This window comes from Marinactinospora endophytica (assembly GCF_054780875.1).
In genome coordinates this window covers 129832-153156 of record NZ_BAAGVM010000003.1, presented here as the reverse complement: position 1 = coordinate 153156, position 23325 = coordinate 129832, and the positions used below count along the sequence as shown (strand labels likewise).

The 23325-nt window shown below is 71.2% G+C and carries 23 protein-coding genes; 12 read left to right on the top strand and 11 right to left on the bottom strand.

The window, feature by feature from the left end; translation table 11 throughout:
• Nucleotides 1-245: 245 nt before the first annotated feature.
• Nucleotides 246-515, top strand: coding sequence for a type II toxin-antitoxin system Phd/YefM family antitoxin (locus ACYVHU_RS07315; protein ID WP_078763491.1), 270 nt, complete (start codon nt 246-248; stop codon nt 513-515).
• Nucleotides 508-771, top strand: a complete 264-nt coding sequence (locus ACYVHU_RS07310) for a type II toxin-antitoxin system RelE family toxin (RefSeq protein WP_032763468.1) — start codon at nt 508-510, stop codon at nt 769-771. The genes ACYVHU_RS07315 and ACYVHU_RS07310 overlap by 8 nt, the downstream gene beginning before the upstream one ends.
• A gap of 122 nt (nt 772-893) precedes the next feature.
• Here ACYVHU_RS07310 and ychF read toward each other — a convergent pair whose 3' ends face one another.
• Nucleotides 894-1988, bottom strand: a complete 1095-nt coding sequence (gene ychF / locus ACYVHU_RS07305; RefSeq protein WP_078763377.1) for a redox-regulated ATPase YchF — start codon at nt 1986-1988, stop codon at nt 894-896.
• Between the two features lie 234 nt (nt 1989-2222).
• On the opposite strand from ychF, the gene ACYVHU_RS07300 reads away from it, so the two are divergent.
• The 3 genes from ACYVHU_RS07300 (at nt 2223) to ACYVHU_RS07290 (ending at nt 5197) form a co-directional block, all read left to right on the top strand.
• Entirely contained in the window at nt 2223-3176 is a 954-nt protein-coding gene (locus tag ACYVHU_RS07300; protein ID WP_432938557.1) for an FkbM family methyltransferase, read from the top strand.
• A gap of 81 nt (nt 3177-3257) precedes the next feature.
• Nucleotides 3258-4643: a DNA recombination protein RmuC gene (locus tag ACYVHU_RS07295; protein ID WP_144390227.1), complete on the top strand. Its 1386-nt coding sequence runs from the start codon at nt 3258-3260 to the stop codon at nt 4641-4643.
• A gap of 32 nt (nt 4644-4675) precedes the next feature.
• Nucleotides 4676-5197, top strand: a complete 522-nt coding sequence (locus ACYVHU_RS07290; protein WP_235001122.1) for a DUF6542 domain-containing protein — start codon at nt 4676-4678, stop codon at nt 5195-5197.
• Between the two features lie 17 nt (nt 5198-5214).
• Here the strand turns inward: ACYVHU_RS07290 and ACYVHU_RS07285 are convergent, their stop codons facing one another.
• A complete protein-coding gene (locus ACYVHU_RS07285; RefSeq protein WP_078763379.1) occupies nt 5215-6219 on the bottom strand; it encodes a 4-hydroxy-3-methylbut-2-enyl diphosphate reductase in 1005 nt (334 codons plus the stop codon).
• Nucleotides 6220-6532: 313 nt separating this feature from the next.
• On the opposite strand from ACYVHU_RS07285, the gene ACYVHU_RS07280 reads away from it, so the two are divergent.
• From ACYVHU_RS07280 to ACYVHU_RS07270, 3 genes are all read left to right on the top strand, one after another.
• The gene (locus ACYVHU_RS07280; protein WP_078763380.1) at nt 6533-7399 is read left to right on the top strand and encodes a DUF8129 domain-containing protein; all 867 of its coding nucleotides are present in this window, start codon (nt 6533-6535) and stop codon (nt 7397-7399) included.
• An 82-nt stretch (nt 7400-7481) separates the two neighbouring features.
• Nucleotides 7482-8708: an exodeoxyribonuclease VII large subunit gene (gene xseA / locus ACYVHU_RS07275; RefSeq protein ID WP_498947936.1), complete on the top strand. Its 1227-nt coding sequence runs from the start codon at nt 7482-7484 to the stop codon at nt 8706-8708.
• A complete protein-coding gene (locus ACYVHU_RS07270; protein WP_078763382.1) occupies nt 8705-8947 on the top strand; it encodes an exodeoxyribonuclease VII small subunit in 243 nt (80 codons plus the stop codon). The genes xseA and ACYVHU_RS07270 overlap by 4 nt, the downstream gene beginning before the upstream one ends.
• A gap of 87 nt (nt 8948-9034) precedes the next feature.
• Here the strand turns inward: ACYVHU_RS07270 and ACYVHU_RS07265 are convergent, their stop codons facing one another.
• The 3 genes from ACYVHU_RS07265 to ACYVHU_RS07255 all read right to left on the bottom strand — a co-directional run bounded on the left by ACYVHU_RS07265 (nt 9035) and on the right by ACYVHU_RS07255 (nt 10761).
• Entirely contained in the window at nt 9035-9403 is a 369-nt protein-coding gene (locus ACYVHU_RS07265; protein WP_078763383.1) for a hypothetical protein, read from the bottom strand.
• Between the two features lie 136 nt (nt 9404-9539).
• Nucleotides 9540-10085, bottom strand: coding sequence for a DUF4245 domain-containing protein (locus ACYVHU_RS07260; RefSeq protein ID WP_498947933.1), 546 nt, complete (start codon nt 10083-10085; stop codon nt 9540-9542).
• 70 nt (nt 10086-10155) lie between these two features.
• Entirely contained in the window at nt 10156-10761 is a 606-nt protein-coding gene (locus ACYVHU_RS07255; protein WP_078763385.1) for a TetR/AcrR family transcriptional regulator, read from the bottom strand.
• Between the two features lie 160 nt (nt 10762-10921).
• Between ACYVHU_RS07255 and glpX the strand changes: the two genes are divergently transcribed.
• Both glpX and ACYVHU_RS07245 read left to right on the top strand, forming a co-directional pair.
• On the top strand, nt 10922-11947 hold the full coding sequence (gene glpX, locus ACYVHU_RS07250) for a class II fructose-bisphosphatase (protein WP_078763386.1): 1026 nt from the start codon (nt 10922-10924) through the stop codon (nt 11945-11947).
• Nucleotides 11948-12084: 137 nt separating this feature from the next.
• A complete protein-coding gene (locus ACYVHU_RS07245) occupies nt 12085-13665 on the top strand; it encodes a DUF3352 domain-containing protein (protein ID WP_498947931.1) in 1581 nt (526 codons plus the stop codon).
• 43 nt (nt 13666-13708) lie between these two features.
• On the opposite strand, the gene ACYVHU_RS07240 is transcribed toward ACYVHU_RS07245, so the two are convergent.
• A complete protein-coding gene (locus tag ACYVHU_RS07240; protein WP_498947929.1) occupies nt 13709-14521 on the bottom strand; it encodes an ABC-2 transporter permease in 813 nt (270 codons plus the stop codon).
• Nucleotides 14518-15471: an ABC transporter ATP-binding protein gene (locus ACYVHU_RS07235; protein WP_432938533.1), complete on the bottom strand. Its 954-nt coding sequence runs from the start codon at nt 15469-15471 to the stop codon at nt 14518-14520. Before ACYVHU_RS07235 ends, ACYVHU_RS07240 begins: the two co-directional genes overlap by 4 nt.
• A 272-nt stretch (nt 15472-15743) precedes the next feature.
• Here ACYVHU_RS07235 and ACYVHU_RS07230 point away from each other — a divergent pair, with 272 nt between their 5' ends.
• Nucleotides 15744-16340, top strand: a complete 597-nt coding sequence (locus tag ACYVHU_RS07230; protein WP_235001123.1) for a DUF1707 SHOCT-like domain-containing protein — start codon at nt 15744-15746, stop codon at nt 16338-16340.
• Between the two features lie 266 nt (nt 16341-16606).
• Entirely contained in the window at nt 16607-17998 is a 1392-nt protein-coding gene (locus ACYVHU_RS07225; RefSeq protein ID WP_498947925.1) for a class II fumarate hydratase, read from the top strand.
• A 472-nt stretch (nt 17999-18470) separates the two neighbouring features.
• On the opposite strand, the gene ACYVHU_RS07220 is transcribed toward ACYVHU_RS07225, so the two are convergent.
• The 4 genes from ACYVHU_RS07220 to phoH2 all read right to left on the bottom strand — a co-directional run bounded on the left by ACYVHU_RS07220 (nt 18471) and on the right by phoH2 (nt 23134).
• A complete protein-coding gene (locus ACYVHU_RS07220; protein WP_498947924.1) occupies nt 18471-19139 on the bottom strand; it encodes a lysozyme family protein in 669 nt (222 codons plus the stop codon).
• Between the two features lie 347 nt (nt 19140-19486).
• A complete protein-coding gene (locus ACYVHU_RS07215) occupies nt 19487-20101 on the bottom strand; it encodes a histidine phosphatase family protein (protein ID WP_432938528.1) in 615 nt (204 codons plus the stop codon).
• A 105-nt stretch (nt 20102-20206) separates the two neighbouring features.
• Nucleotides 20207-21736 carry an alkaline phosphatase D family protein gene (locus ACYVHU_RS07210; RefSeq protein WP_078763392.1) on the bottom strand — a complete coding sequence of 510 codons (1530 nt, stop codon included), beginning with the start codon at nt 21734-21736 and terminating at the stop codon, nt 20207-20209.
• A gap of 132 nt (nt 21737-21868) precedes the next feature.
• Nucleotides 21869-23134, bottom strand: coding sequence for an RNA 5'-3' helicase PhoH2 (phoH2, locus tag ACYVHU_RS07205; protein ID WP_078763393.1), 1266 nt, complete (start codon nt 23132-23134; stop codon nt 21869-21871).
• Between the last annotated feature and the right edge of the window lie 191 nt (nt 23135-23325).

Below are 23325 nucleotides of genomic sequence, written 5' to 3'. Positions count from 1 at the left end.
AACCATAGGAGGGAAAGGGCCGAACCTGACGGTCCGGCCCCATTGGGCTCCCCTGTCCCGAGCGAAGGCCACCCGAGGAGTCACACGTTGAAGCGGAACTCCCGCCACAACGCCCCCACCTGCGGAAACGCACCCTTTCGAGGTCGTATCCAGCACAGATCCAGCACGGTAGCGGCCCACCCGGCACCCTGGAGCGCGACAATGAGCCGTTGTGTACACTTGCGACACTCGGTACTCTTGTGCGCATGACACAGCCGCTGCCCATAGAGTCCATCCGCGATGTCCGGGCACACCTAGCCGAGGTCGTGGAGCGGGCTGACCGCGACGACCTGCCCACGGTGATCACGCGCCGGGGCAAGCAGGTGGCTGCCGTGGTGTCCATCGAAGTGCTCCGGAAATACCAGGAGTGGGAAGAGCGCGAGATCAACCGGATCATCGACGAGCGCATGGCCAACCCGGCTCCCGGCGTCCCGATCGAGGACGTCATGAGGGAGACCCTGGCGCGCAGTGAGTGAGTACCGCACCGTCTTCCGACCCGAGGCTCAGGCCGAGCTCCGCAAGGTCCCGCGAGACATGGCCCTCCGCATTCTGGCCAAGCTGACCGAGCTGGAGAGCGACCCGCTGGGGTTCAACACCACGGCCCTCGTCTCCCAGCCCGACCGGCGCCGCCTACGGGTGGGCGACTACCGCGTGATCTACACGATCGACAACGGTGAGCTGGTGGTGTGGGTCGTCCATGTCGGGCATCGCTCCACCGTCTACGACACCTGAGCGCGCCTGACATCAGGTCGGAAATCCAGCACGGGATCCATGAAGGGGCCGTGCTCCCACGAGCCCGACCCCTTCTGACCTGTATGTTTGTCGCGTCAGCGACGTGGTGTTATTTCATCCGCTCACACGTTGAACCGGAATTCCACGACGTCGCCGTCGTGCATCACGTAGTCCTTGCCCTCCATGCGGACCTTGCCCGCGGCCTTGGCCGCCTGCATGGAGCCGGCCGCGACCAGGTCGTCGTAGGAGACGGTCTCGGCCTTGATGAAGCCGCGCTGGAAGTCGGTGTGGATGACCCCGGCCGCCTCGGGCGCCGTGGCCCCCTTCTTGATGGTCCAGGCCCGCGCCTCCTTGGGACCGGCGGTCAGGTAGGTCTGAAGGCCGAGCGTGGCGAACCCGACGCGGGCGAGCTGGGCGAGGCCGGACTCCGTCTGGCCCATGGACTCCAGCAGCTCGGCCGCCTCGGCGTCGTCCAGCTCCACCAGCTCCGCCTCGATCTTGGCGTCGAGGAAGATCGCCTCGGCCGGCGCGACCAGGTCCGACAGCCGCTTGCGCAGTTCGGCGTCTGCGAGCTCGTCGGTGTCGAGGTTGAACACGTAGATGAACGGCTTGACCGTGAGCAGGTTGAGCTCACGCAGCAGGCTCAGGTCGATGCCGGCGGCCGGCCCCCCGGTGGAGAGGGTACGCCCCGAGTCGAGGACCTCGCGGGCGGCCTCCGCCGCGGCGAGGACCTGCTGCTTGTCCTTGTCCTTGGCGTTGGTCCGCAGCTCCTTGTGCAGCCGCGGCAGCGCCTTGTCCAGGGTCTGAAGGTCGGCGAGGATCAGCTCGGTGTTGATCGTCTCGATGTCGCGGGCGGCGTCGATGTCACCGTCGACGTGGGTCACATCGGGGTCGCGGAACTCGCGGATGACCTGGCAGATGGCGTCGGTCTCGCGGATGTTGGCGAGGAACTGGTTGCCCAGGCCCTCCCCCTCGGAGGCGCCGCGGACGATGCCGGCGATGTCGACGAACGTCACCGTCGCCGGGATGATCTTGGCCGAGCCGAAGATCTCGGCCAGCTTGTCGAGCCGGGCGTCGGGGACACCGACGACACCGACGTTGGGCTCGATGGTCGCGAAGGGGTAGTTCGCGGCCAGAGCGTCGTTCTTGGTCAGGGCGTTGAAGAGGGTGGACTTGCCGACGTTGGGCAGGCCGACGATCCCGATAGACAGACTCACGACTTCGAAGTCTAGGCGCTCGCGCGCCTCCCCTCTTCCCGCCCGTTTCCCCTCGTCCCGCGAGGTCGGCCACCCCCGGGAACGGCCCCGGGGGGACGTCCAAGGGGACACACGCCCACCCTGGAAATCCAATGACCTGCGCCTTCCCCCGACTTGGGAGTAGCGTCGGTGCCGGGGGCGTCCGGCACCGGCGTTCCCCGCCGTGACCGGCCCGGGCCGCAGTGGAGGGTTTCAGTGGTACCTGACCAGGTGCGCGCGTTCGTCCGGCGCCACCCGGCCATTCGGCACGCGACCCGGCGCATCCGGGTCCACCTGCCCGAACGTCTCGGTGGCCTGGATCCGGCCCGGGTGCCGCCCCGGGTGCGCGTGTTCGATCTGCGGCTGCCCCGCCGTCCGGGCGGCCCCGCCATCGGCCCCGACGTGCTGCGCGTGCGCGCGCCCGGCGACTACTGGGTGCCACGGCACCTGGAACGCACCGGCCTGGCCGGTTACGAGCCGGAGGCGCTGGCCTGTTTCCTCGCCACGCTGGACCACGCCCGTCCAGGGGCGGTGTTGGACGTCGGGGCCAACGTCGGTGTGTACTCGGTGCTGGCCGCCGCCCGCACCTACCGTCCGGTGCACGCGTTCGAGCCAACCCCCGAGATCGCCGTGACGGCGCGGGCGATCGCCGCGGACAACGATCTCGACCTGCGGGTCGAGGAGCTGGCGTTGAGCAACCACACCGGGAGCGCGTGGTTGCGGTTGTCGGCGACCACCGACGCGTCCAATTCGCTGGCGTCGGGCTACCGGCGCGAGCTGGGCCGGATCCAGGTGCCGCTGGACACGTTGGCGCACTGGCGGGAGCGCGCCTGCGTGGTGCCGGCCGTGGTCAAGATCGACACCGAGGCCACCGAACCCGACGTCATCGCCGGAGGGCTGGAGGTGTTGCGCCGTTTCCGGCCGTGGGTGTTCTGCGACGTGCTGCCCGATCACAGCGTGCAGGAACGGTTGATGGCGCTGTTGGAGCCGCTGGGGTACGGCTGGTACCACCTGTGCGGCGATCCCCCCTACCCGGCTCGTGACAGCATCTCCGGGCACGGCCCCAAGGCGCGGGAACGCATGTGGATGTTCGCCCCCGACTCCCCCGGGCCGCGGTTCTGGCGGACCGTCCTGGGCTGGCGGGAGGCCGTCGGCGCCTGCCTTCCCTGACCCCGCGTCCCTCCCCGCCGTCGGTCTGGCCGGGCGTGGCGCCGCGCCCGCGGGACGGCGCCCCTGAGAGCATGGGCCGCCATGGACGGGCTTTACGTGATCCTGGTGTTCTTGGCGGGTCTGGGCGTCGGCGCCGCGGTGGGGTGGGTTCTGGCGCGCGGCCGCGACGCCGAGGCGCGGGCCGAGGCGAGGGCGGCGCGGGAGCGGGCCGAGTATGTGGAGGAGCGGCTGGCCGAACGCTTCCGGGCGCTGTCAGCGCAGGCGCTCGACGCGACCAATGAGCGTTTCCTCCAGCTCGCCGAGGGCCGGTTGAGGGCGGAGAACCAGGCCGCCGGCCACGATCTGGAGCGGCGCCGCCAGGCGATCGAGCACCTGGTCGCCCCGCTGAAGGACACGCTCGCGCGGGTCGAGGCACAGCTCCGCGAGGTTGACGCCGGTCGTCGCGCCGCCCACGCCGAGCTGGCCAAGCAGGTGGAGATGGTGCGCGAGGGGTCGGAGCGGTTGCGGGACCAGACCGGGGCGCTCGTGACGGCGCTGCGCCGCCCCGAGGCGCGCGGCCGGTGGGGTGAAGTGCAGCTGCGCCGCGTCGCCGAGCTCGCGGGCATGGCCGAACACTGCGACTTCGAGGAGCAGCCGTCGACGGTGACCGACGACGGTCTCCAGCGTCCTGACATGGTGGTGCGGCTGGCCGGCGGCAAGAACATCGTCGTGGACTCCAAGGTCTCGCTCTCCGCCTATCTGGAGGCGGTGGAGAGTGACGACCCGAAGACACGATCCGCCCGGCTGGACGCGCACGCCCGGCAGGTGCGCGCGCACGTCGACCGGCTCGCCGCCAAGTCCTACTGGGCGGCCTTCTCCCCCGCCCCGGAGTTCGTGGTGCTGTTCATCCCGGGCGAGGCGTTCCTCGCCCCGGCGCTGGAGCGCGATCCGGGGCTGTTGGAGCACGCGATGGGGCGCCGGGTGCACATCGCGACGCCGACGACGCTGATCTCGCTGTTGCGCACCGCGCAGTACGCCTGGCAGCAGGAGGCGTTGAGCGAGAACGCCCGTGAGGTGTTCGAGCTGGGACGCCAGCTCCACGCGCGGCTGGGCACGTTGGGCGGGCACGTCGACGGGCTGGGTAAGGCGCTGTCGCGTGCCGTCGTGGCCTACAACCAGGCGGTGGGTTCGTTGGAGAGCCGGGTGCTGGTGACGGCCCGGCGGTTCGAACGTCTCGGGCTGGTCGAGGGCGGGCTGGAGGCGCCGGCGGGGGTGGAGGAGCAGGCGCGTCCTCTGGCCGCGCCCGAGTTGGCCGCGCTGGCCGGGGAGGGGCCGGATTCGGTCGGGGAGGAGAGTGGAGGGTCACTCCCGCGCGCGGGTTCCCCTGGGTACGGTGACGGGCAGGGAGCGGAATCGGCCGGGCCCACCCCGTCCGGCGACACGGCCGGTCGAAAAGATCACGATTTTTCACACGAGATGACACACTGAACACTGTGAGTTATACGAGGGAGCCCACGGCGATGCCCACGCGCAACGCGGAAGGATCCCGGCCGGCCCGCCCGGCCCGGGCGCGGCGCGGTGGGCACCGCGCGGTGCCCGCCGCCGCTCCCCGCGGCCCCGTCCGACTCACCGCGCGCGGCGCGCTCCTGGGAATCGTCTTCGTCGCCTTCGGGGCGGCGCTGCTCGACTCGGCCGTGGGGCTGCCCGTGGTCAACGGCGCGGGGTTCGTGGTGGCGGGCGCCAACGCGGCGCTGTTCGTCCGACGCGAGGACCTGTTGACCCTTTCGGTCAGCCCGCCGCTGGCCTATTTCGTGGGCGCGCTGGCCGCCGAGATCGTCCTATCCCTGGGCGGTTCGGGGTTCGCCCGTTCCGTGGCCATCGGGTTGGGCACCCGGCTGGCCGAGGCCGCGCCGTGGCTGTTCTGCGGCACGATTCTGGTCCTGGTACTGGCGTTGCTGCGGGGGATGGCGCAGAACGTGCGTGACCTCAGCGCGGAGCTGAACGGCCGGCGCCCACGCACGCACCGCGACACCTCGCACTGATCCGGTCCGGGACCGGCTCAGACCGGCGTGACCGGGAGGGAGCGGTGGCGCAGCGATCCCTCGGAGTCGCCGCGGCGGCTGGGGCGCAGCTCCTTGGGCAGCGCGAAGGTGAGTTTCTCGCGCTCGGTCTCGATCTCCTCGACGTCGCCGAACCCGCGCTCGGCGAGCCATTCGAGCACCTGCCGCACCAGGATCTCCGGCACCGAGGCGCCGCTGGTGACGCCGACGGTGGCGACCCCCTCCAGCCACTCGTCCTTGAGGAACGAGGCGTTGTCGACGAGGTAGGAGGCGTCGGCGCCGGCCTCAAGGGCGACCTCGACCAGCCGCACGGAGTTGGAGGAGTTGGCCGAGCCGACCACGACGACGAGTTCGCACTGCGGGGCGATCTCCTTGACCGCGGCCTGGCGGTTGGAGGTGGCGTAGCAGATGTCGTCGCTCGGCGGGTCGATGAGGTTGGGGAAACGCTTGCGCAGGGCGTCGACGGCGGCCTTGGTCTCGTCCACGGACAGGGTCGTCTGTGACAGCCAGGACACCTTGTCGGGGTCGCGCACGACGACCTTATCGACCTCGTCGGGGCCGTCCACGATCTGGATGTGCTCGGGCGCCTCGCCGCTGGTGCCCTCGACTTCCTCGTGGCCGGTGTGGCCGATCAGGATGATGTCGTGGTCCTCGGCCGCGAAGCGCTGGGCCTCCTTGTGGACCTTGGTGACCAAGGGGCAGGTGGCGTCGATCGTCTTGAGGCCGCGTTCGGCCGCCTCCCGGTGCACCGCCGGCGATACGCCGTGGGCCGAGAACACCACGGTGGCGCCTTCGGGCACCTCGTCGGTCTCCTCGACGAAGATGGCCCCGCGCTCCTCCAGCGTGCGCACGACGTGCGTGTTGTGCACGATCTGCTTGCGCACGTAGATCGGCGCCCCGTACTGCTCTAGGGCCTTCTCGACCGTGACGACGGCACGGTCGACCCCGGCGCAGTAACCACGGGGCTTGGCGAGCAGGACACGGCGGCGATTCGTCGCAGTCATGCCCCCATCCTAAGGGCCACGCAAGGGCCGGGGGCGCGGTGTGAACCAGCCTGTGAGCGGCTCCACCCCGGTCCGGCCGGACGGGAGGGCCGGATACGGGGTTCCGGGCCGCCCCGCCCCGCCGCGGAAGAGCGAATTCGCCGTCATTCGCCCCGCTGTGGACGCATTGTTCTGCCTTATTCTGGCTAGTCTGCGTAATACAAGAGCGTCGTGCCAGCGGCCCGCACGCCGGACGGCCCTCCTCCTCGACCACCTTCCGGGGAGGCACACACTCCGCATTCCCGGCCGCGAGTACCCAGGAGTCTCCGAGTCCATGTCGAAACCGTCGTTCGCCAGCAGATTCTCCGGAGCGGTCAAGCGCCTCTTCGGCAAATCCACCCGGCCCGTCGTATCCAGTAAGCCCGAAGACCTCAAGGCCGGCGACGCCGCCGTGCAGGACAGCTCCTCTGAGACCAACGAGGCGCTTCCCGCGGACACCTCCTCCTCCGTCGCCGAGGAGTTCACCACCGAGGCCGTCAACTCCAGCGAGTCCCCCGTGACCACCGGGTACGTGGGCTCCACGCCCACCCCGCTGTCGGACCGCGCCGAAGCGGAGAAGCCCTCCGCCGGGGAGGAGCCGTCGAGGGCGGACGCCTCCGCGAAGCCCCCCGCCGGTGACGCCGGCGACCGGGCGGAGGAACCCGCCGTCTCCGCGGCCGAGGACGCCCCGGCCGCCCAGGGGGACGCGGCGCGGCCCCGTGAGGACGAGAAGGACGAGAAGCCGGAGCCTCCCGGCGACGACCCGGCCGGCGGCCCGCGCCCCGGCCCGGGCGCGGCGCTGGTGACCGCTCCCGCCGACGAGCCGAGCGCCCCTGCCGCGCCGACCGCCGAGGGCCCTTCCGCCGCCGAGGGCGCGGCGATCGCCCGCGAGCTCGACGTCGCCGAGGCGCCCACCCAGGCGGCTGACGCGCGCCTGCTCGCCGAGATCCGCGCCGGTGGCCCCGAGCCGGCCGAGGAACTGCCCGTCCCCGGCTACGACGGGCTGACGCTGCCCTCGATCCGGGCGCGTCTGCGCCGCCTGACCATCGACGAGGTGCGCCGGCTCCGCGTCTACGAGAGCGCCAACGCCGCGCGGCCGGAGTTCCTGCGGATGTATGACAACCGCATCGCCAAGCTGGAGGCCGAGGCCACCGCCGAGTGATCCACGACGCGGTCCGTCCCCGCGTGGGACGCGCCCCCGCGCGTCCCACGCCTGTCCTCGTCCTCCTCTAGGCTCGACTGCCATGGGGATGGAGAGTTCGCCCGAATCACCGCAGCCGGTGCGCGTCGTCATGCAGGCCGTCGGCGGGTGGATCGGACGACTGGGCCGCATCTGGGTCGAGGGGCAGATCGCCGAGCTGAACCGCCGGGGTTCGACCGTGTTCATGACGCTGCGCGATCCCGTTGCCAACGTCTCGGCCCGGGTGGTGTGTCAGGCGAGCGTCTTGGCCGCCGCGGCGCCCGAGCCGCAGGCCGGCGCGCGGGTGGTCGTCCACGCCCAACCCGATTTCTGGGTGGCGCGTGGCACGTTCTCGCTGCGCGCGCTGGAGATCCGGCATGTCGGGCTGGGCGAGCTGCTGGCCCGCCTGGACCAGTTGCGCAGAACGCTGGCCGCCGAGGGCCTGTTCTCCGACACCCGGAAGAAGCCGCTGCCTTTCCTGCCCACCGCGGTCGGCCTGGTCTGCGGCCGCGACTCCGCGGCCGAACGCGACGTCTTGGAGAACGGTCGGCGGCGTTGGCCCGCGGTCCGGTTCGAGGTGCGGCAGGTCGCGGTGCAGGGCGACCGCGCGGTCGGCGAGGTCATCGAGGCGGTGCGTGAGCTGGACTCGCGCCCCGACATCGACGTGATCATCGTCGCCCGCGGCGGCGGCTCGCTGGAGGATCTCCTGCCCTTCTCCGACGAGGCGCTGGTACGCGCGGTCGCCTCGACGCGCACGCCCGTGGTCAGCGCCATCGGGCACGAGCAGGACAACCCGCTCCTGGACCTCGTGGCCGATCTGCGCGCCTCCACCCCCACCGACGCGGCCAAGAAGGTCGTGCCCGACGTCGGCGAGCAGCTCCAGCTCGTGGAACAGCTACGCGACCGGGCGCGGCGGGTCATCACCGGCGGCCTGGCCCGCGAGGAGGCGTGGCTGGCGGGCATGCGGTCGCGTCCGGTCCTCGCCAGTCCGCTGCGTGAGATCGACCGGTTGGCCGAACAGGTCCAGGGCCTGCGCGACCGGGCGCGACGGTCGGTCTCGACGGCGTTGGACCGGGCCGGCGACGACCTGGGGCACACCCGGGCGCGACTGTTGGCGCTGTCGCCGGCGACGACGCTGGCCCGCGGCTACGCGATCGTGCGACGCGCGGACGGTTCCGTCGTGCGCTCGGCGGAGCAAGTCGAACCGGGCGAGACGCTGCGGGTGCGCTTCGCCGAGGACGGCATCACCGTGACGGCCGGGGAGAAGACCGGCGACGAGGGGGACGAATGAGCACCGAGGAAACGGCCGAACCCGAGCTGAGCTACGAAGAGGCACGCGAGCAGCTCACCGAGGTGGTGCGCCGGCTGGAGTCGGGCGGGTTGACGCTGAAGGAGTCACTGGCGCTGTGGGAGCGCGGCGAACGTCTCGCCGTGACCTGCGAGGAGTGGTTGGAGGGGGCGCGGGCGAAGCTCGCCGCGGCCCTGGACGAGGGACCAGGTGATGGGGACGACGCCTCCGCCCCCTTCTGACCGCCGCCGGAAACGGTCCGATCCGTCCGGCGGAAGACGAGGAGGAGCCGCCGCCCTGGGGGCGGCGGCTCCCGGTTCCGGAGCGGGCTAACGCCCGGCGTCCGGATCCGCCAGGTGATCCATGATCGCGCCGGTGGCGGCTCCGGTGGGATCCTGGACGACCTGGCCCGCCTGGTCGACGTAACCGTCGACGACCTGTCCGGTCTCGGCGAGATGGCCCTGGACGGCCTCCTCGGCCGCGGCGGCCGGATCCTGGAACGTCTGGGCCGCCTCCGCGGCGTAGGACTCGGCGGCGGCCGCCTGGTCGGTGAACGTCTGCCCCAGGGCGTCGACCTGCCCCTCGGCCCCCGCCGCCCACTCCCCGGCCTGTCCGGCTGTCTCCTGGACGGTTCCGGCGGCCTCCTCGACCGTGCCGCCGACGAGCCCCTTGAACCAGTCGAAAATCTCGTTGAGCACCTGACATCAACTCCAAGCTGGGACGCCTCGTTCGCGTCCGGGTCGTGGAGGTCCAGGTGTACCCGCTGTTACCTTAACGTCGCGCTAAAGCGCGCCGAATCCGGCCCGTGACCTGGCCCACGTCCCTCGTGGAGGCTCACCGCTCCCCTTCGGGACGTTGCAGCGAACCCGCGAGGGTCTCCAGCTCGGCGTAGTCGGAGCTGCCGGCGACGACGATGGTCGCCCCGTCCTCCTCGCGCACCAGCGAACGCTCGCTCTCGTCCTCGTTGTAGTAGCGCTCCCAGGTCTGTCCTCCGACCTGGGACCGCCCGTCGGGCTCTCCGTCGAGGGTCTTCTCGGTGATGAACGTCTCGGCGGGGGCGTTGCTCATCGAGAACGCGGCGTGGCGGTCCTCGGGCGTGGCGAATCCCAGCGTCCAGGTCACCGGGCCGCCCTCCTCCTCGCCGGTCTCCAGGCGGGAGCTGGTCGGCACCCATCCCTCCGGCAGCCCTTCGGGGGCGTAGACGGGGTAGGGGGCCTCCTCGGAGAAGGACGCGAGGTCGATCCTGTAGTCGACGCTGGGGATGTGCTCCTTCTGGCGCCCGTTCACCACCAGCGCCATGGCCACCACCACGGCGACCACGATGCCGAGGGCCACCGCGTAGCCGCCGAATGTCGCGTTGGAACGGTCGTACTTGCTCATCTCGCGCGGCCCCCGGGATCTTCGCTGCTCTTGCTCACGATTGTCCAGCTTGCCGCAGGTCGCGCGGTCGTCAGGACCGGGGTGACTCCAAACGCGCGAGGATGGCGATGACGTCGTCGGCGAGCCGGCGCGCCTGGGCCAGATCCTCGCGCCGCACGACCTCGGTGACGGCGAGGAGCATCGCCCCGCTGACCACCATCAGCAGCGCCTCGTCGACGGGCTCGTCGGCCTTGCGGAACAGGGCGACGTTGCGGTCGGTCCACTCGGTCAGCCGGTCGCGCATCGTGGAGTCGAACCCGGGCGGGCTGTCCCCGCTGAAGAACAACCAGGCGGTCTCACGCTCCTCGATGCACCCCTCGAGGTAGGCGCGGGCGGCGGTGTTCATCAGCCGGGTGGGATCGGACTCACCCGCGGTGCGCGCCTCGGCGACCGCCTGGTGGGTGCGGTCCTGCTGGCGCTGCTGGAACTCCTCGTACAGGGCCTGGAACAGGTCGGCCTTGCCGGTGAAGTGGTGGTACAGGCTGCCCACGCTGGCCCCCGCCTGGGCGACGACCTCGCTGACCCCGGCCTTGGCGAAGCCGACGGTACGAAAGACCTTCGCCGCGGCGTCGAGCAGGGCGCTGCGCGTGGCCGCCCCTCGCACCGACGTCCGCACTGGTCTGTCCACCTTCTCCACCTTCCAACCCCATCATGCTCATAAGTGGGCGATCGGCCCGCCTGGGATGAGGTTACGCCAGGTGACTACCCTGGTCCCAGCAGCCGAGGACGCCCCGGCGACCCCGGGGACCAGCGCGCCCACTCCCACCAGGGTGCCAGAGCCGAACGAAAGGCCGACCATGACCACTCCGTCAGCTCCCGTGCCGACTCCCGCAGACGCGCCCGATCGCAACCTCGCACTGGAACTGGTGCGGGTCACCGAGGCCGCCGCGCTGGCCGCCGCGCGCTGGGTCGGCCGAGGGGACAAGAACGGCGCCGACGGTGTCGCCGTCCACGGTATGCGCCACCTCATCAGCACGGTCTCCATGAACGGCACGGTCGTCATCGGCGAGGGCGAGAAGGACGACGCCCCGATGCTCTACAACGGCGAGCGGGTGGGCGACGGCAGTGGTCCCGAGTGCGACGTCGCCGTGGACCCGATCGACGGCACCCGGCTGACCGCCATGGGCATGCCCAACGCGGTGTCGGTCCTCGCCGTCGCGCCGCGCGGCTCCATGTTCGACCCCTCGGCCGTGTTCTACATGGAGAAACTGGTCGCCGGACCGGAGGCGGCCGACGCCGTGGACATCTCCGCCCCGGTCGCCGACAACGTCCGCGCGGTGGCCGCGGCCAAGGGCGTGCGGCCCCAGGATGTGACGGTGGTCATCCTCGACCGCCCCCGGCACGAGGACATCGTCCGCCAGGTCCGCGAGGCGGGCGCCCGCATCAAGTTCATCACCGACGGCGACGTGGCCGGGGCGATCATGGCGGCGCGCGCCGGCACCGGCGTCGACCTGCTGCTGGGGATCGGCGGGACGCCCGAGGGGATCATCGCGGCGTGCGCGATCAAGTGCCTGGGCGGGGTGATCCAGGGCCGGCTGTGGCCCAAGGACGAGGCGGAGCGGCGTAAGGCGGTGGACGCCGGACACGACCTGTCCCGGATCCTGACGACCGACGATCTGGTCTCCTCCGAGGACGTGTTCTTCGCGGCGACCGGCATCACCGACGGCGAGCTGGTCGACGGGGTCCGTTACGCCGCGGGCGGCGCGACCACCGACTCGCTGGTCATGCGCGGTCGCAGCGGAACGATCCGCCGGGTCCGCAGCGAACACCGGCTGAGCAAACTCGCCACCTACAGCGGTATCGATTTCGACTCCGCGAACTGAACGCGTCCCCGCCGCGGTCCCGGGAATGGCGTTCCCGGGACCGGGAAATCGCGTTCCGCCTTCTCACAAAACCGCAAAGATGCTGAGAGCAGGGGGAATTACCGAAAAAGGGGTTGGTACCTTCGTACGGCATACGTATGCCTTCCGGAGGTTTGATGTCTTATCCCGACCCCCCGAATCAGCCCTCCTGGCCGTCGGCGCCGCCGCCCGGCGGCCAGGCTCCCCCTCCGGGTGCGCCCTTCCCTCCGCCCCAGCCGTCCGGGCCGCGCAGCCGCGCCTGGCTGATCCCCGTCGCCGCCGGTCTGAGCGTGGTGCTGATGGGAACGACCGTGTGGGCCTCCTCCGCGCTGGTCGACAACGTTTTCGGCGGCGCGCAGCCCGAGAGCGCGCTGCCCGCCTCGGCCATCGTCTTCGCCGAGCTCGACCTCAAGCCCACCGGCCGGCAGTGGGCCTCCTACGCCCAGTTCGCCGGAAAACTTCCCGACACCCTCAAGAACGAGCTCGGTGACGTCGAGGAGGGACCGGCCCGCCAGCTCGTCGAGGAGGCCTTCCCCGAGCTCGACTACGACTCCGAGGTGGAGCCGTGGCTCGGCCGGCGCTTCGGCCTGGCCCTGTGGCCCACCAGCACTCCGGGGGCGTCGCTGCCCGGTGACGAGGGGCTCGCCCTCGCGCTCGCGGTCGCCGTCGAGGACGAGGAGGCGGCCGGCGAGGCCCTGGCCAAGGTCCGCTCCCGGCAGGAGCACTTCTTCTTCGAGGTCGACGACGACTTCGCGCTGCTGTCCTACTCCCAAGGCGCCCTCGACGACCTGGCCGCCCAGATGGAGGCGCACGGCTCCCTGGCGGACGCCCCCGACTACTCCTCCGACATGAACGCGATCGGCTCCGACAACATCGCCTCGGCCTGGGCCGACCTGGCCGCGGCCGCGGAGGTCGCCACGACCGCCACGGGCCTGTCCTCCCCTTATGGCACCGACCCCGACGACTTCGGCGAGGTGAGCGGGCGCCTGGCCATGGCCCTGCGGATCGAGGGCGACTACCTGGAACTGCGTGGTGACACGTTCGAGGTCACCTACGGCGGCTCCCCCATGGAGGGATTGGCCGGGGAAAACCCGGGGCTCAGCGAGCTGGCCGAACTCCCCGACGACTCGGTGCTGGCGGTGGGCGGGGACAACCTGGACACGCTCGCCACCCGGCTGTGGGAGGACAACCGGGAGCTGCTGGAGGAGATCCCGGAGTTCCCCGACTTCGAGATGGCCCTGGCCGAGATGGGGGTGTCCCTCCCGGGGGACTTCCCCCGGTTGCTGGGAAGCAGGACCGCGTTCGCGATCACCGGTTCGCTGGCGGGTTCCTCGGACAGCTGGTCGTCGGGAACCTCGTTCCAGTACCGCGCGGCGGGGGCCGACCGGGAGCTCTTCGAGGACCTGCTCGCCGGCTCCGGGGGCGGACCGGCTCCCGGCGTGAGCGACGACGGCGGCACCGTGGTGGTGTCCTACGGGACCACCGGCACCGGGCGGCTCGGCGACGATCCGCTGTTCGGGCAGACGATGGCCGGTCTGGAGAAGTCCACCATCGGCTTCTACCTGGACGTTCGCGATGTCCTGGCAGCGGAGGGGCAGGGCGACGCGGCACAGTGGGGGGCTCTCGGCGGCTCGGTCTCCTACGACGACGAGGGGAACAGCTCCCTGGTGGCCCGTTGGGCCCCCAGCGGCGGCGCCTAGAAGGGGCGCGGGGCGGGGCCACGCCCCCGCCCCGCCACCGACCTCAGTCGATGAGCCGGCGCCTCATCTGGAAAACCGCCAGGCACCAGGCGAGCGCGACGAACGCCAGGATGGCGGCGAAGTGGCCGAGGTCGGCCCATGGCTTGAGGCCGAACGCCGCGTGCCGTACCAGCTCGACGCAGTGGTAGAGGGGGTTGACCTGGGCGAGGGCGCGCGCCCACTCCGGGAAGTCGTCGAGCGGGAAGAAGGTGCCGGCGATGAGGAACAGCGGCGTGATCAGGCCCGAGATGATGTAGTCCATCGTCTTGATGGACGGCACCAGCGCCGACAGCCAGATGCCCAGGAGGGCGAACCCGAATCCGGTCACCAGCGCGATGAGCGGGACGAGCAGCATGGCGCCCCGGGGCTCCAGGCCGAACGCGATCGCGACGAGCAGCGGCGCGCAGCCGTAGACGCCCGACTTCAGCGCGATCCACGAGGCCTCGGCGGTGACCAGTTCGCGCACGTCGACCGGCGCGGCGAGCATGCCCTCGTAGGCGTGCTGGAAGACGCGCCGCACGTAGGTGTCGATCAGGCCCGGGAACATCGAGGTGAACAGGACCGACATCGCCACGATCCCGGTACCGATGAACTCGATGTAGCGGTACCCGCCGATGGCGCCGACCAGCGACCCCATGCCGAACCCGAAGGCGAGCAGGTAGATGACCGGCTCGACGACGGCGGCGAAGGTGGTCGGCGCCCAACTGCGCCGGTACAGCGCCCATTCACGGGCGAGCACGCCGCGGACCGGGGCGAACTCGAACCGGCCGGGCGGGGTCTGGGGCGGGCGGGCCGCGGGGGTGGTGGTCGTCGTCATTCCACGGTCTCCCCGGTCAGGGTCACGAACACGTCCTCCAGGTTGGCGGCGCGGCGGTCGCCCTCGCCGATCTCGTCGCGCACGGAGTCGGGAAGCTCCTCGGCCCGCAGCACCGCCAGGGAGGCACCGGTACGGCGCGTAGGGAGCCCGGTGGGGCGGAGCAGGCGTTCCAGCCGTTCCAGGTCGGTGGGGGCGGCGGGGAACTCCTCGACGGCGCGTCCGGCGTAGCGTTGGACGAGCTCGGCCGGAGCCCCCCGGCTGACGACGCGGCCCTTGGCCATGAGCGCGACCTCGTCGGAGAGGCGTTCGGCCTCCTCGATGTAGTGCGTGGACATCAGGACGGTGACACCGTCCTCGCGCAGTTCGGTGATCAGTCCCCACAGCTCCTGACGGATCTGGGGGTCCAGACCGACGGTGGGCTCGTCGAGGAGGACCACGCGCGGCCGGTGGACCAGGCCACGCGCGATGAGCAGGCGCCGCCGCATACCACCGGAGAGCTTGTCGGTGCGGGTGTCGGCGCGGTCCTCCAGGTGGGCCATGCGCAGGGCCCGCTGGACCGCCGCTGGACGTTCGCCGCGGGGAACCCGGTACAAGTGGGTGAACACCGTCAGGTTCTCCCGGACCGTGAGCTCCTCGTCGAGGTTGTCGTGCTGGGGGACGACCCCCATGAGCGCGCGGGCGCGCTTGGACTCGCGGGGGATGTGGTGGCCGAGGATGGTGATCTCTCCCTCGTCGGCGCGGCTTTGGGCGGTGAGCATCCGCATGGTGGTCGACTTGCCCGCGCCGTTGGGGCCGAGAAGTCCCAGCACGGTCCCGGCCGCCACCTCCAGGTCCAGCCCGTCCACCGCGGTGAAGGAGCCGAAGCGCTTGACCACCCCGCGTAGGGAGACGGCGGAGGAGGTCGCGGGCGCGAGGGTTTCGGAGGGGGCCCGAAGCCGAGACGAAGTCATGAGGACAAGCTAGAAGCCGTCTCCCCGATTTATCCAGCGATTTTCCCCCGCGCCGCCGTACCTTGCCGTGGGATTCACGCCGCGGACGCGGAAGATGCCAGTCGGGGGAAAAGAAAACGAGAGGGGAGGATGGATATTCGCGATCCTCTTTCGGGGAAGGCGTACACCGAACGGGTCGGTCTTCCCTCCGCGATGCCGCCACCGCCGTTCCCGCCGACGGGGCGACAGGAACGTAACGCCGGCAAAGGGAGAATACGGATAACGTGATGTTCGTGAACGAGAGTGTGCCGCCGGCCGGTCTGCGGGCCGCCAACGCCGATCGGGAGCGTGTCCTGGAGGTCCTGCGCGCGGCCGTGGCGGACGGTCGTCTGGACCTCTCGGAGTTCGACGAACGGGCCGACCGGGTGAACGCGGCGCGCACCCTGGGGGACCTCGCCCCGGTGACCGCCGACCTGCTTCCGCCGGAGCGGCAACCCATCCTGCTGGACGAGGCCCCGGTGGCGGCGCTGTTCGGCAACCAGACCCGTTCGGGACGCTGGGTGGTCCAGGCCCGGCAGGTGGTGTTCGCGCTGGGCGGTACGGCCGAGGTGGACATGCGCGAGGCCCTGTTGGTCCGCGGCCACATTCGGATGACGGCGTCGGCCCTCTTCGGCCGGATCCGACTCCAGGTCCCCGAAGGGGTCGAGGTGCGGGTACGCGGCTGGTCGTTCCTGGGCCTGCGGAGCACGTCGACCCGGCCGCCGCGGTCCGGGGACGCGCCGGTCCTGGAGATCCAGGGGTTCTCCCTGCTGGGCAGCCTGCGCGTGAGTTCACCCCGGCGCCGCCGTGGCCTGCTGGGCCGGGGCCGGGAGCGGCGGGGACTGGCCTGAGCCTCCCTGACCGCCCACGTCCCGGCCCACGCGGAACTGAGACTTCCACCACTCGCCGCCGGGGCGGCGCCCTTCCCCCGCGCCGGCCCGCCACGCGAAACCGCGCCCTTGCGCGTGGGACGCGCCCGCCGGCGCCGGTCCCCGGGGGATGGTCCGCCGCCACCCCGGTTGTGAATCCGTGTGTCCGTGCCCGGGGGCGCTGACACGACCTCACCTGCCCATCTGGCAGTCTTGAACGCAGGTTTCCGTGGAGGTGTCTTACATCTATGAGTGAGTTCCGCATCGAGCACGACTCGATGGGCGAGGTCAAGGTCCCCGTCGACGCCAAGTGGCGCGCGCAGACACAGCGCGCGGTGGAGAACTTCCCCATCTCGGGGCAGGGGCTGGAGCACGCCCACATCGCCGCGCTCGGCCACATCAAGGCCGCCGCCGCGAAGGTCAACGCCGAGCTGGGGGTGATCAAGGCCGACCTCGCCGAGGCCATCCGCGAGGCCGCCCTGGAGGTCGCCGCAGGCAAGTGGAACGACCAGTTCCCCGTCGACGTGTTCCAGACGGGCTCGGGCACGTCGAGCAACATGAACACCAACGAGGTCGTCGCGACGCTGGCCAGCGCCCGCCTGGGGGAGCCGGTCCACCCCAACGACCACGTCAACGCCTCGCAGTCGTCCAACGACGTCTTCCCCTCCTCCATCCACATCGCGGCGACCTCGGCCGTCATCAACGACCTCATCCCGGCGCTGCGCCACCTGGAGGGCGAGCTCTCGCGCAAGGCCGAGCAGTTCGCGACCGTCGTCAAGAGCGGCCGGACGCACCTGATGGACGCCACCCCGGTGACGCTGGGGCAGGAGTTCGCGGGCTTCGCCGCCCAGGTCCGCTACGGCGTGGAGCGTCTGGAGAGCGCCCTGCCGCGCGTGGCCGAGCTGCCGCTGGGCGGGACCGCGGTCGGCACGGGCATCAACACCCCCGAGGGCTTCGCCGCGCGGGTCATCGCCGAGATCGCCCGCGAGACGGGGTTGCCGCTGACCGAGGCGCGCGACCACTTCGAGGCCCAGGGTGCCCGTGACGGCCTGGTCGAGCTGTCCGGCCAGCTGCGCACGATCGCGGTCGGCTTCGTCAAGATCGCCAACGACATCCGCTGGATGGGGTCGGGTCCGCGCACCGGTCTCACCGAGATCTACCTCCCCGACCTCCAGCCGGGTTCCTCGATCATGCCGGGCAAGGTCAACCCGGTGCTGTGCGAGGCGATGCTCCAGGTCGCCTCGCAGGTCGTCGGCAACGACGCCGCCGTCGCCTTCGGTGGCGCCAGCGGCAACTTCGAGCTGAACGTCCAGCTGCCGCTGATCGCGCGCAACGTCCTCGAGTCGATCCGGCTGCTCGCCAACGTGTCGCGGGTGTTCGCCGACCGTTGCGTCGCCGGCATCGAGGCCAACGAGGAGCGCTGCCGCGAGTACGCCGAGTCCTCCCCCTCCATCGTCACGCCGCTGAACCGCTACATCGGCTACGAGGAGGCGGCGAAGGTCGCCAAGCAGGCGCTCGCCGAGCGCAAGACGATCCGCCAGGTCGTCATCGAGCGCGGTTACATCGCCGACGGCAAGCTGACCGAGGCCCAGCTCGACGAGGCCCTCGACGTGCTGTCGATGACCAACTCCGGGCGCTGAGGCCTTCAGCCGCTCCGCCGGGCCGGCGTTCCCTTGGGGGCGCCGGCCCTTCCCGTCCGCCTTTCGTCCTCTCCCTCCCTCGAGAGGCCGCGGCGAAGTCCGCCGCCGTGGAACCCAGCCCCCAGGAGCGGGCGCGCGCCTCCTCCCGGCCGTCGACGTCGTCTCGTCCCCGCGGGGACCGCCGCGGCCCCGGAAGGCGGCGGCATGGCCTCCCCGCCCGACACCCGCGCCATCGCCGGCGCCATCAGATCCGCAGACGGCTCGGTCGCGGCGGCATGGGCGCCGTGTGGCGGGCGTGGGATCCGCCCCTGGAGCGCGAAGTCGCGGTCAAGGGGATCCTGCTCCCCGAGGACTCACCGAGGCCGGACGCGAGGAGTACCGGGCGATCATCGAGGAGGTCTCCCACTCCTTCCGTCCCCATCCGTGACGAAGGACCCGCGGACGAGTCCGCGGGTCCTTCGTCACGTTCGGGTCAGTACCAGTTGTTGGCCTGCGAGTGCTCCCAGGCACCACACGGGGTGCCGTAGCGGTCCGAGATGTAGCCCAACCCCCACTTGATCTGGGTGGCGGGGTTGGTCTGCCAGTCGGATCCGGCGCTGGCCATCTTGTCGCCGGGCAGCGCCTGGGGGATGCCGTACGCCCCGGAGCTGGGGTTCTGGGCGCTGGGGTTCCAGTTGCTCTCCTTCTCCCACAGCGGTTCCAGGCAGCTGAACTGGTCGGAGCCCCAGCCGTAGTCGGCGAGCATGGCCTGGGCGATCGCCTTGGGGTCGCCGGAGGGGGCGGGCGCGCCGCCGTCGTCGGTGCTCTCTTCGCCGGCGGGCTCCTCCTCTTCCTCGGGCTCCTCCTTCTCTGCCTGGACGGAGACGGCGGCCCGGATCGAGGCGGCCCCGCTGGCCTCGTCGCGCTGCGCGCGGGCCTCGTTGATCCGCGCCTCGCGCTCTTCGGCGGGGAGTTCCTGCGCCTCGGGGAAGAAGGACGCGGTCGAGGCGGTCTCGGAGGGCTGCGGGAGGGCCGCGGAGGCGGCCTGCTCCGGCGGAGTACCACTGTCGGCGAACGCGGAGATGGCGAATGCGCCGCCGCCGACGAGGACGGCCGCTCCGACGGCACCGGCGGCCCGCAGCGAAATCCGGTTGAGTAGCAAGGACTGCCCTTTCGTCAGTCGCGCGCCCGGTGTTTCGCGCGCGATCGACCCCCGGTCTCCGGTGGGCGGGGAGGAGGTTCGGGAGCGGCGGGAACTGTGAGGGGACCGGCCGCCGGCTCCACCGGGATCTCTGCGCGGGCTTTCGGGCCGTCGGGGGCCGCACAACCGCGCTTCGGGGGTTCCTTCTGGACGGCCCCCAGCCTGCCGCATGATCACGGGCGAGTAACACCAAATCCACGGTGGGGTGGATCACACTACATAGCGTCATACAGCAGGCGGTGTCACGACCAGGCGGTTATTACGAAGTGTGAAAACCTTCGATACGGTCCGCCCGGATCACAGGGGTTTCAGTCCATGCGCCCCGGAACCGGCGGAACGTTGAACCCCTCCATGGCGATGCGCTCGCCGTCGACCCGCAACAGGGTCAGGCCGACCGAGCGGACCGCGGGCATCGCGCGACGGTACTCCTTCAGCGGGATGCCCAGGGCCGAACAGAGCACCAGGCGGATCAGCGTCCCGTGGGCGACCGCGAGCACGCGACGTCCCTCGTGGCCCCGGCCCACCTCCACGACCCACTCCACCGCGCGCTCGGCGGCCTCACGCGGGTCCTCCCCGCCGGGAAAGTGGTCGGTGACCGGATCGGCCCGGAACCGGCGCGCCACCTCCTCGTCCACCTCGTCGAGGGTGCGCCCCTCCCCGATCCCGAAGTCGACCTCGCGTAGCCGCGGGTCCACGGTCGCCTCGACACCGACCGCCGCCACGACCGGCTCCATCGTCTGCCGGGTGCGCCTCAGCGGCGAACAGAACAGGGCGGACGGCGCGAACTCCCGCGCCCAGCCGGCCAGCTCACGCGCCTGTCTACGGCCGACCTCGTCGATGGGGATGTCACTCGACCCGACATAACGGTGGTCGGCGTGCCAGGGCGTGCGGCCATGCCGGGCGATCGCCACCGTGGTGCTCATCGCGTCCTCCCCTCCGCCGGACTCACGGCCCTCCCCTGACCGGTTCGGACCGGAGCAAACGGAAGGGCCCCGGTCCGCGGAGCGCGGACCGGGGCCGACCCGGCCCTACTTCTCGGGGCGCAGTGTCCTCGTCCACAGGGACCGGCCGTCGATGTCGCGCAGGTGGACGGTGAACTCCCTGCTGCGCGGGTCGATCTCGACCTCCCCGAAGTGCTGGAATCCCTCCATGGGCGAGGCGTTGGCCCGCGGCGGCGCGTTGACGAACACCTCGCGCGGCCCGAAGGTCGGGTCGAGCCGGTTGGGGCCGAAGGCCCCTGCGTGCAGGGGACCCGACACGAACTCCCAGAACGGAGAGAAGTCCAGGTGGGTGGTCGCCCGGTCGGGCGAGTAGTGGTGGGCCGCGGTGTAGTGGACGTCGGCGGTCAGCCAGACCACGTCGGTGACCCCCCGGCGGTGCAGGTGGTGCAGCAGCCACTGGATCTCCGCCTCGCGCCCCAGCGCCTGTCCCGGCAGGTCGTTGGCGACGCCCTCGATCGCCTCCCCGTCGGGGATGACCACGCCGACCGGCATGTCCGAGGCGATGACCTTCCAGGTGGCCGTGGAGGCGGAGACCTGCTCCAGCAACCAGCGGGCCTGGGTGTCGCCGAGGACCCGCTCGTAGGGCAGCGAGCCGCCGGAGTTGGCGTCCCGGTAGGTCCTCATGTCGATGACGAACACGTCCAGGTGCGGGCCATAGGAGATCTTGCGGTAGATCCGGCCGTCGACCGCCTCCCGGGCGATGATCGGCTGCCATTCGTGGAACGCCCGGTGCGCCCGCCGCGCCAGGGTGTCGACGTCGCGTTCGGTGTAGACCCCCTCGGGCAGGATCTCGCCGGGGTACCAGTTGTTGGTGACCTCGTGGTCGTCCCACTGGACGATCTGCGGCACCCTCGCGGAGAACGCGCGCAGCGCCTCGTCGGACAGGTTGTAGGCGTACTGCCCGCGGAACTCGGCGAGCGTCTCGGCGACCTTGGACTTGGCCTCGGACACCACGTTGCGCCACACCCGCCCGTCGGGGAGTTCGACGCGCTCGGCTATGGGGCCGTCGGCGTAGCAGGTGTCCCCGCTGTGCAGGAAGAAGTCGGGGTCGCGCTCGGCCATCGCGCGGAAGATCCTCATCCCGCCGAAGTCGGGGTTGATGCCCCAGCCCTGTCCGGCCACGTCACCGCCCCACACGAAGCGGATGGGCTCGTCCTCGCCGCCGGGCGTGCGGAAGGATCCCTCGACGACCTCACTGCGCGTCCGCTCCGTTTCGGCGTGTACGCGCAGGTGGACGCGGGTTCCGGGCTTCATACCGGTCAGCCGGATCCGGCCGGTGCCGTCGCTGCCGGGGGTGAGCTGGGGTCCGCGGACGGTGCGGGCGTTCTTGAAGTCGGGGCGGGTCGACACCTCGACGACCATCCGCGCGGCCCGGTCGGCGCGGGTCCACACGACGGCGCCGTCGGTGCGCGGGTCGCCGATCTGGATGCCGTGGGTGAGGACCGGGCGGTTACGTCCCTGGGCGAAGGCGGGCGCGGCGCCGGAGAGGGCCACGGCTCCCGCCCCCACCGCTCCGGCACGCAGCAGGGTTCGTCGGGACAGGGGGTGAGGGGACATCAGGCGCTCCTCCGGCTCGGAGACGGACGCCTAGAGGTTGTATCGGGGGCCCGCATCGCGGACCCCAATTCCGCTCGAATGCCGCGTGAACAGCCGTCCGGCCCCGCGCGTGGAGCCGGACGGCTCGCCCGATCAGCCCTCCAGCATCTCCGTGACCAGTGCCGCGATCGGCGACCGCTCGGACCTGGTCAAGGTGACGTGGGCGAACAGCGGGTGCCCCTTGAGCTTCTCGATCACCGCGACCACACCGTCGTAGCGGCCCACCCGCAGGTTGTCCCTCTGGGCGACGTCGTGGGTCAACACCACGCGGGAGTTCTCACCGAGCCGGGAGAGCACCGTCAGCAGCACGCCCCGTTCCAGGGACTGCGCCTCGTCGACGATGACGAACGAGTCGTGCAGGGAGCGCCCGCGGATGTGGGTCAGCGGCAGTACCTCCAGCATCCCCCGGTCGACGACCTCGTCGATGACGTCCTGGGTGGTCAGCGCCGAGAGCGTGTCGTGGACCGCCTGCGACCAGGGGGTCATCTTCTCGTACTCGCTGCCCGGGAGGTAGCCGAGGTCCTGGCCGCCGACGGCGTACAGCGGCCGGAACACGACGACCTTGCGGTGCAGGCGGCGTTCCAGGACCGCGTCCAGGCCGGCGCACAGCGCCAACGCCGACTTTCCGGTGCCCGCCCGGCCGCCGAGCGAGACGATGCCCACCTCCGGATCGGTGAGCAGGTCCAGCGCGATGCGCTGTTCGGCGCTGCGGCCGTGCAGCCCGAAGACCTCGCGATCGCCCCGCACCACCTTGACCGACTTGTCCGGCAGGACCCGGCCGAGGGCCTTGCCTCGCTCCGACACCAGCACCAGACCGGTGTGGCAGGGCAGCTCACGCGCGGCCTCGATCTCGGCCGTGCCGTCCTCGAAGAGTTCCTGGATCTCGTGAGCGGGCACCTCCAGCTCGGCCATGCCGGTCCAGCCGTGCTCGATCGCCAGCTCGGCGCGGTACTCATCGGCGGCGAGCCCGATCGAGGACGCCTTGATCCGCAGTGGCAGGTCCTTGCTGACGAGGACGACATCGTGCCCCTCGGCCCCGAGGTTGCCGGCGACCGTCAGGATCCGGGTGTCGTTGTCGCCGAGCCGGAATCCGGCCGGCAGGACGTTGGGATCGCTGTGGTTGAGCTCGACACGGAGGGTCCCACCCTGGTCGTTGACCGGTACCGGGACGTCCAGGGAGCCGTGGGCCACCCTCAGATCGTCCAGTCGGCGCAACGCCTCGCGGGCGAAGTAACCGAGTTCGGGGTGGTGCCGCTTGCTCTCGAGCTCGGTGACGACCACGATCGGCAGGACGACGTCGTGCTCGGCGAACCGAGTGATCGACATCGGGTCGGCCAACAGGACGCTGGTGTCGAGCACGTAGGTCCGCCGTTCGCCTGCCTCGCCGGAGGGAACAGCGGACGGAAGGTCGCGGCGGTGGGACGAGGAACTAGCCACGCGTTCTCCCCTTGGGCGCCTCAAGGGCACCCTAGACTCACGGGATTCCAAGGACCGGGTCCAGCCCCGAAAGGGCCGGGACCGGCCCTTGTCACGTTGGGTTCCTGTGTCCA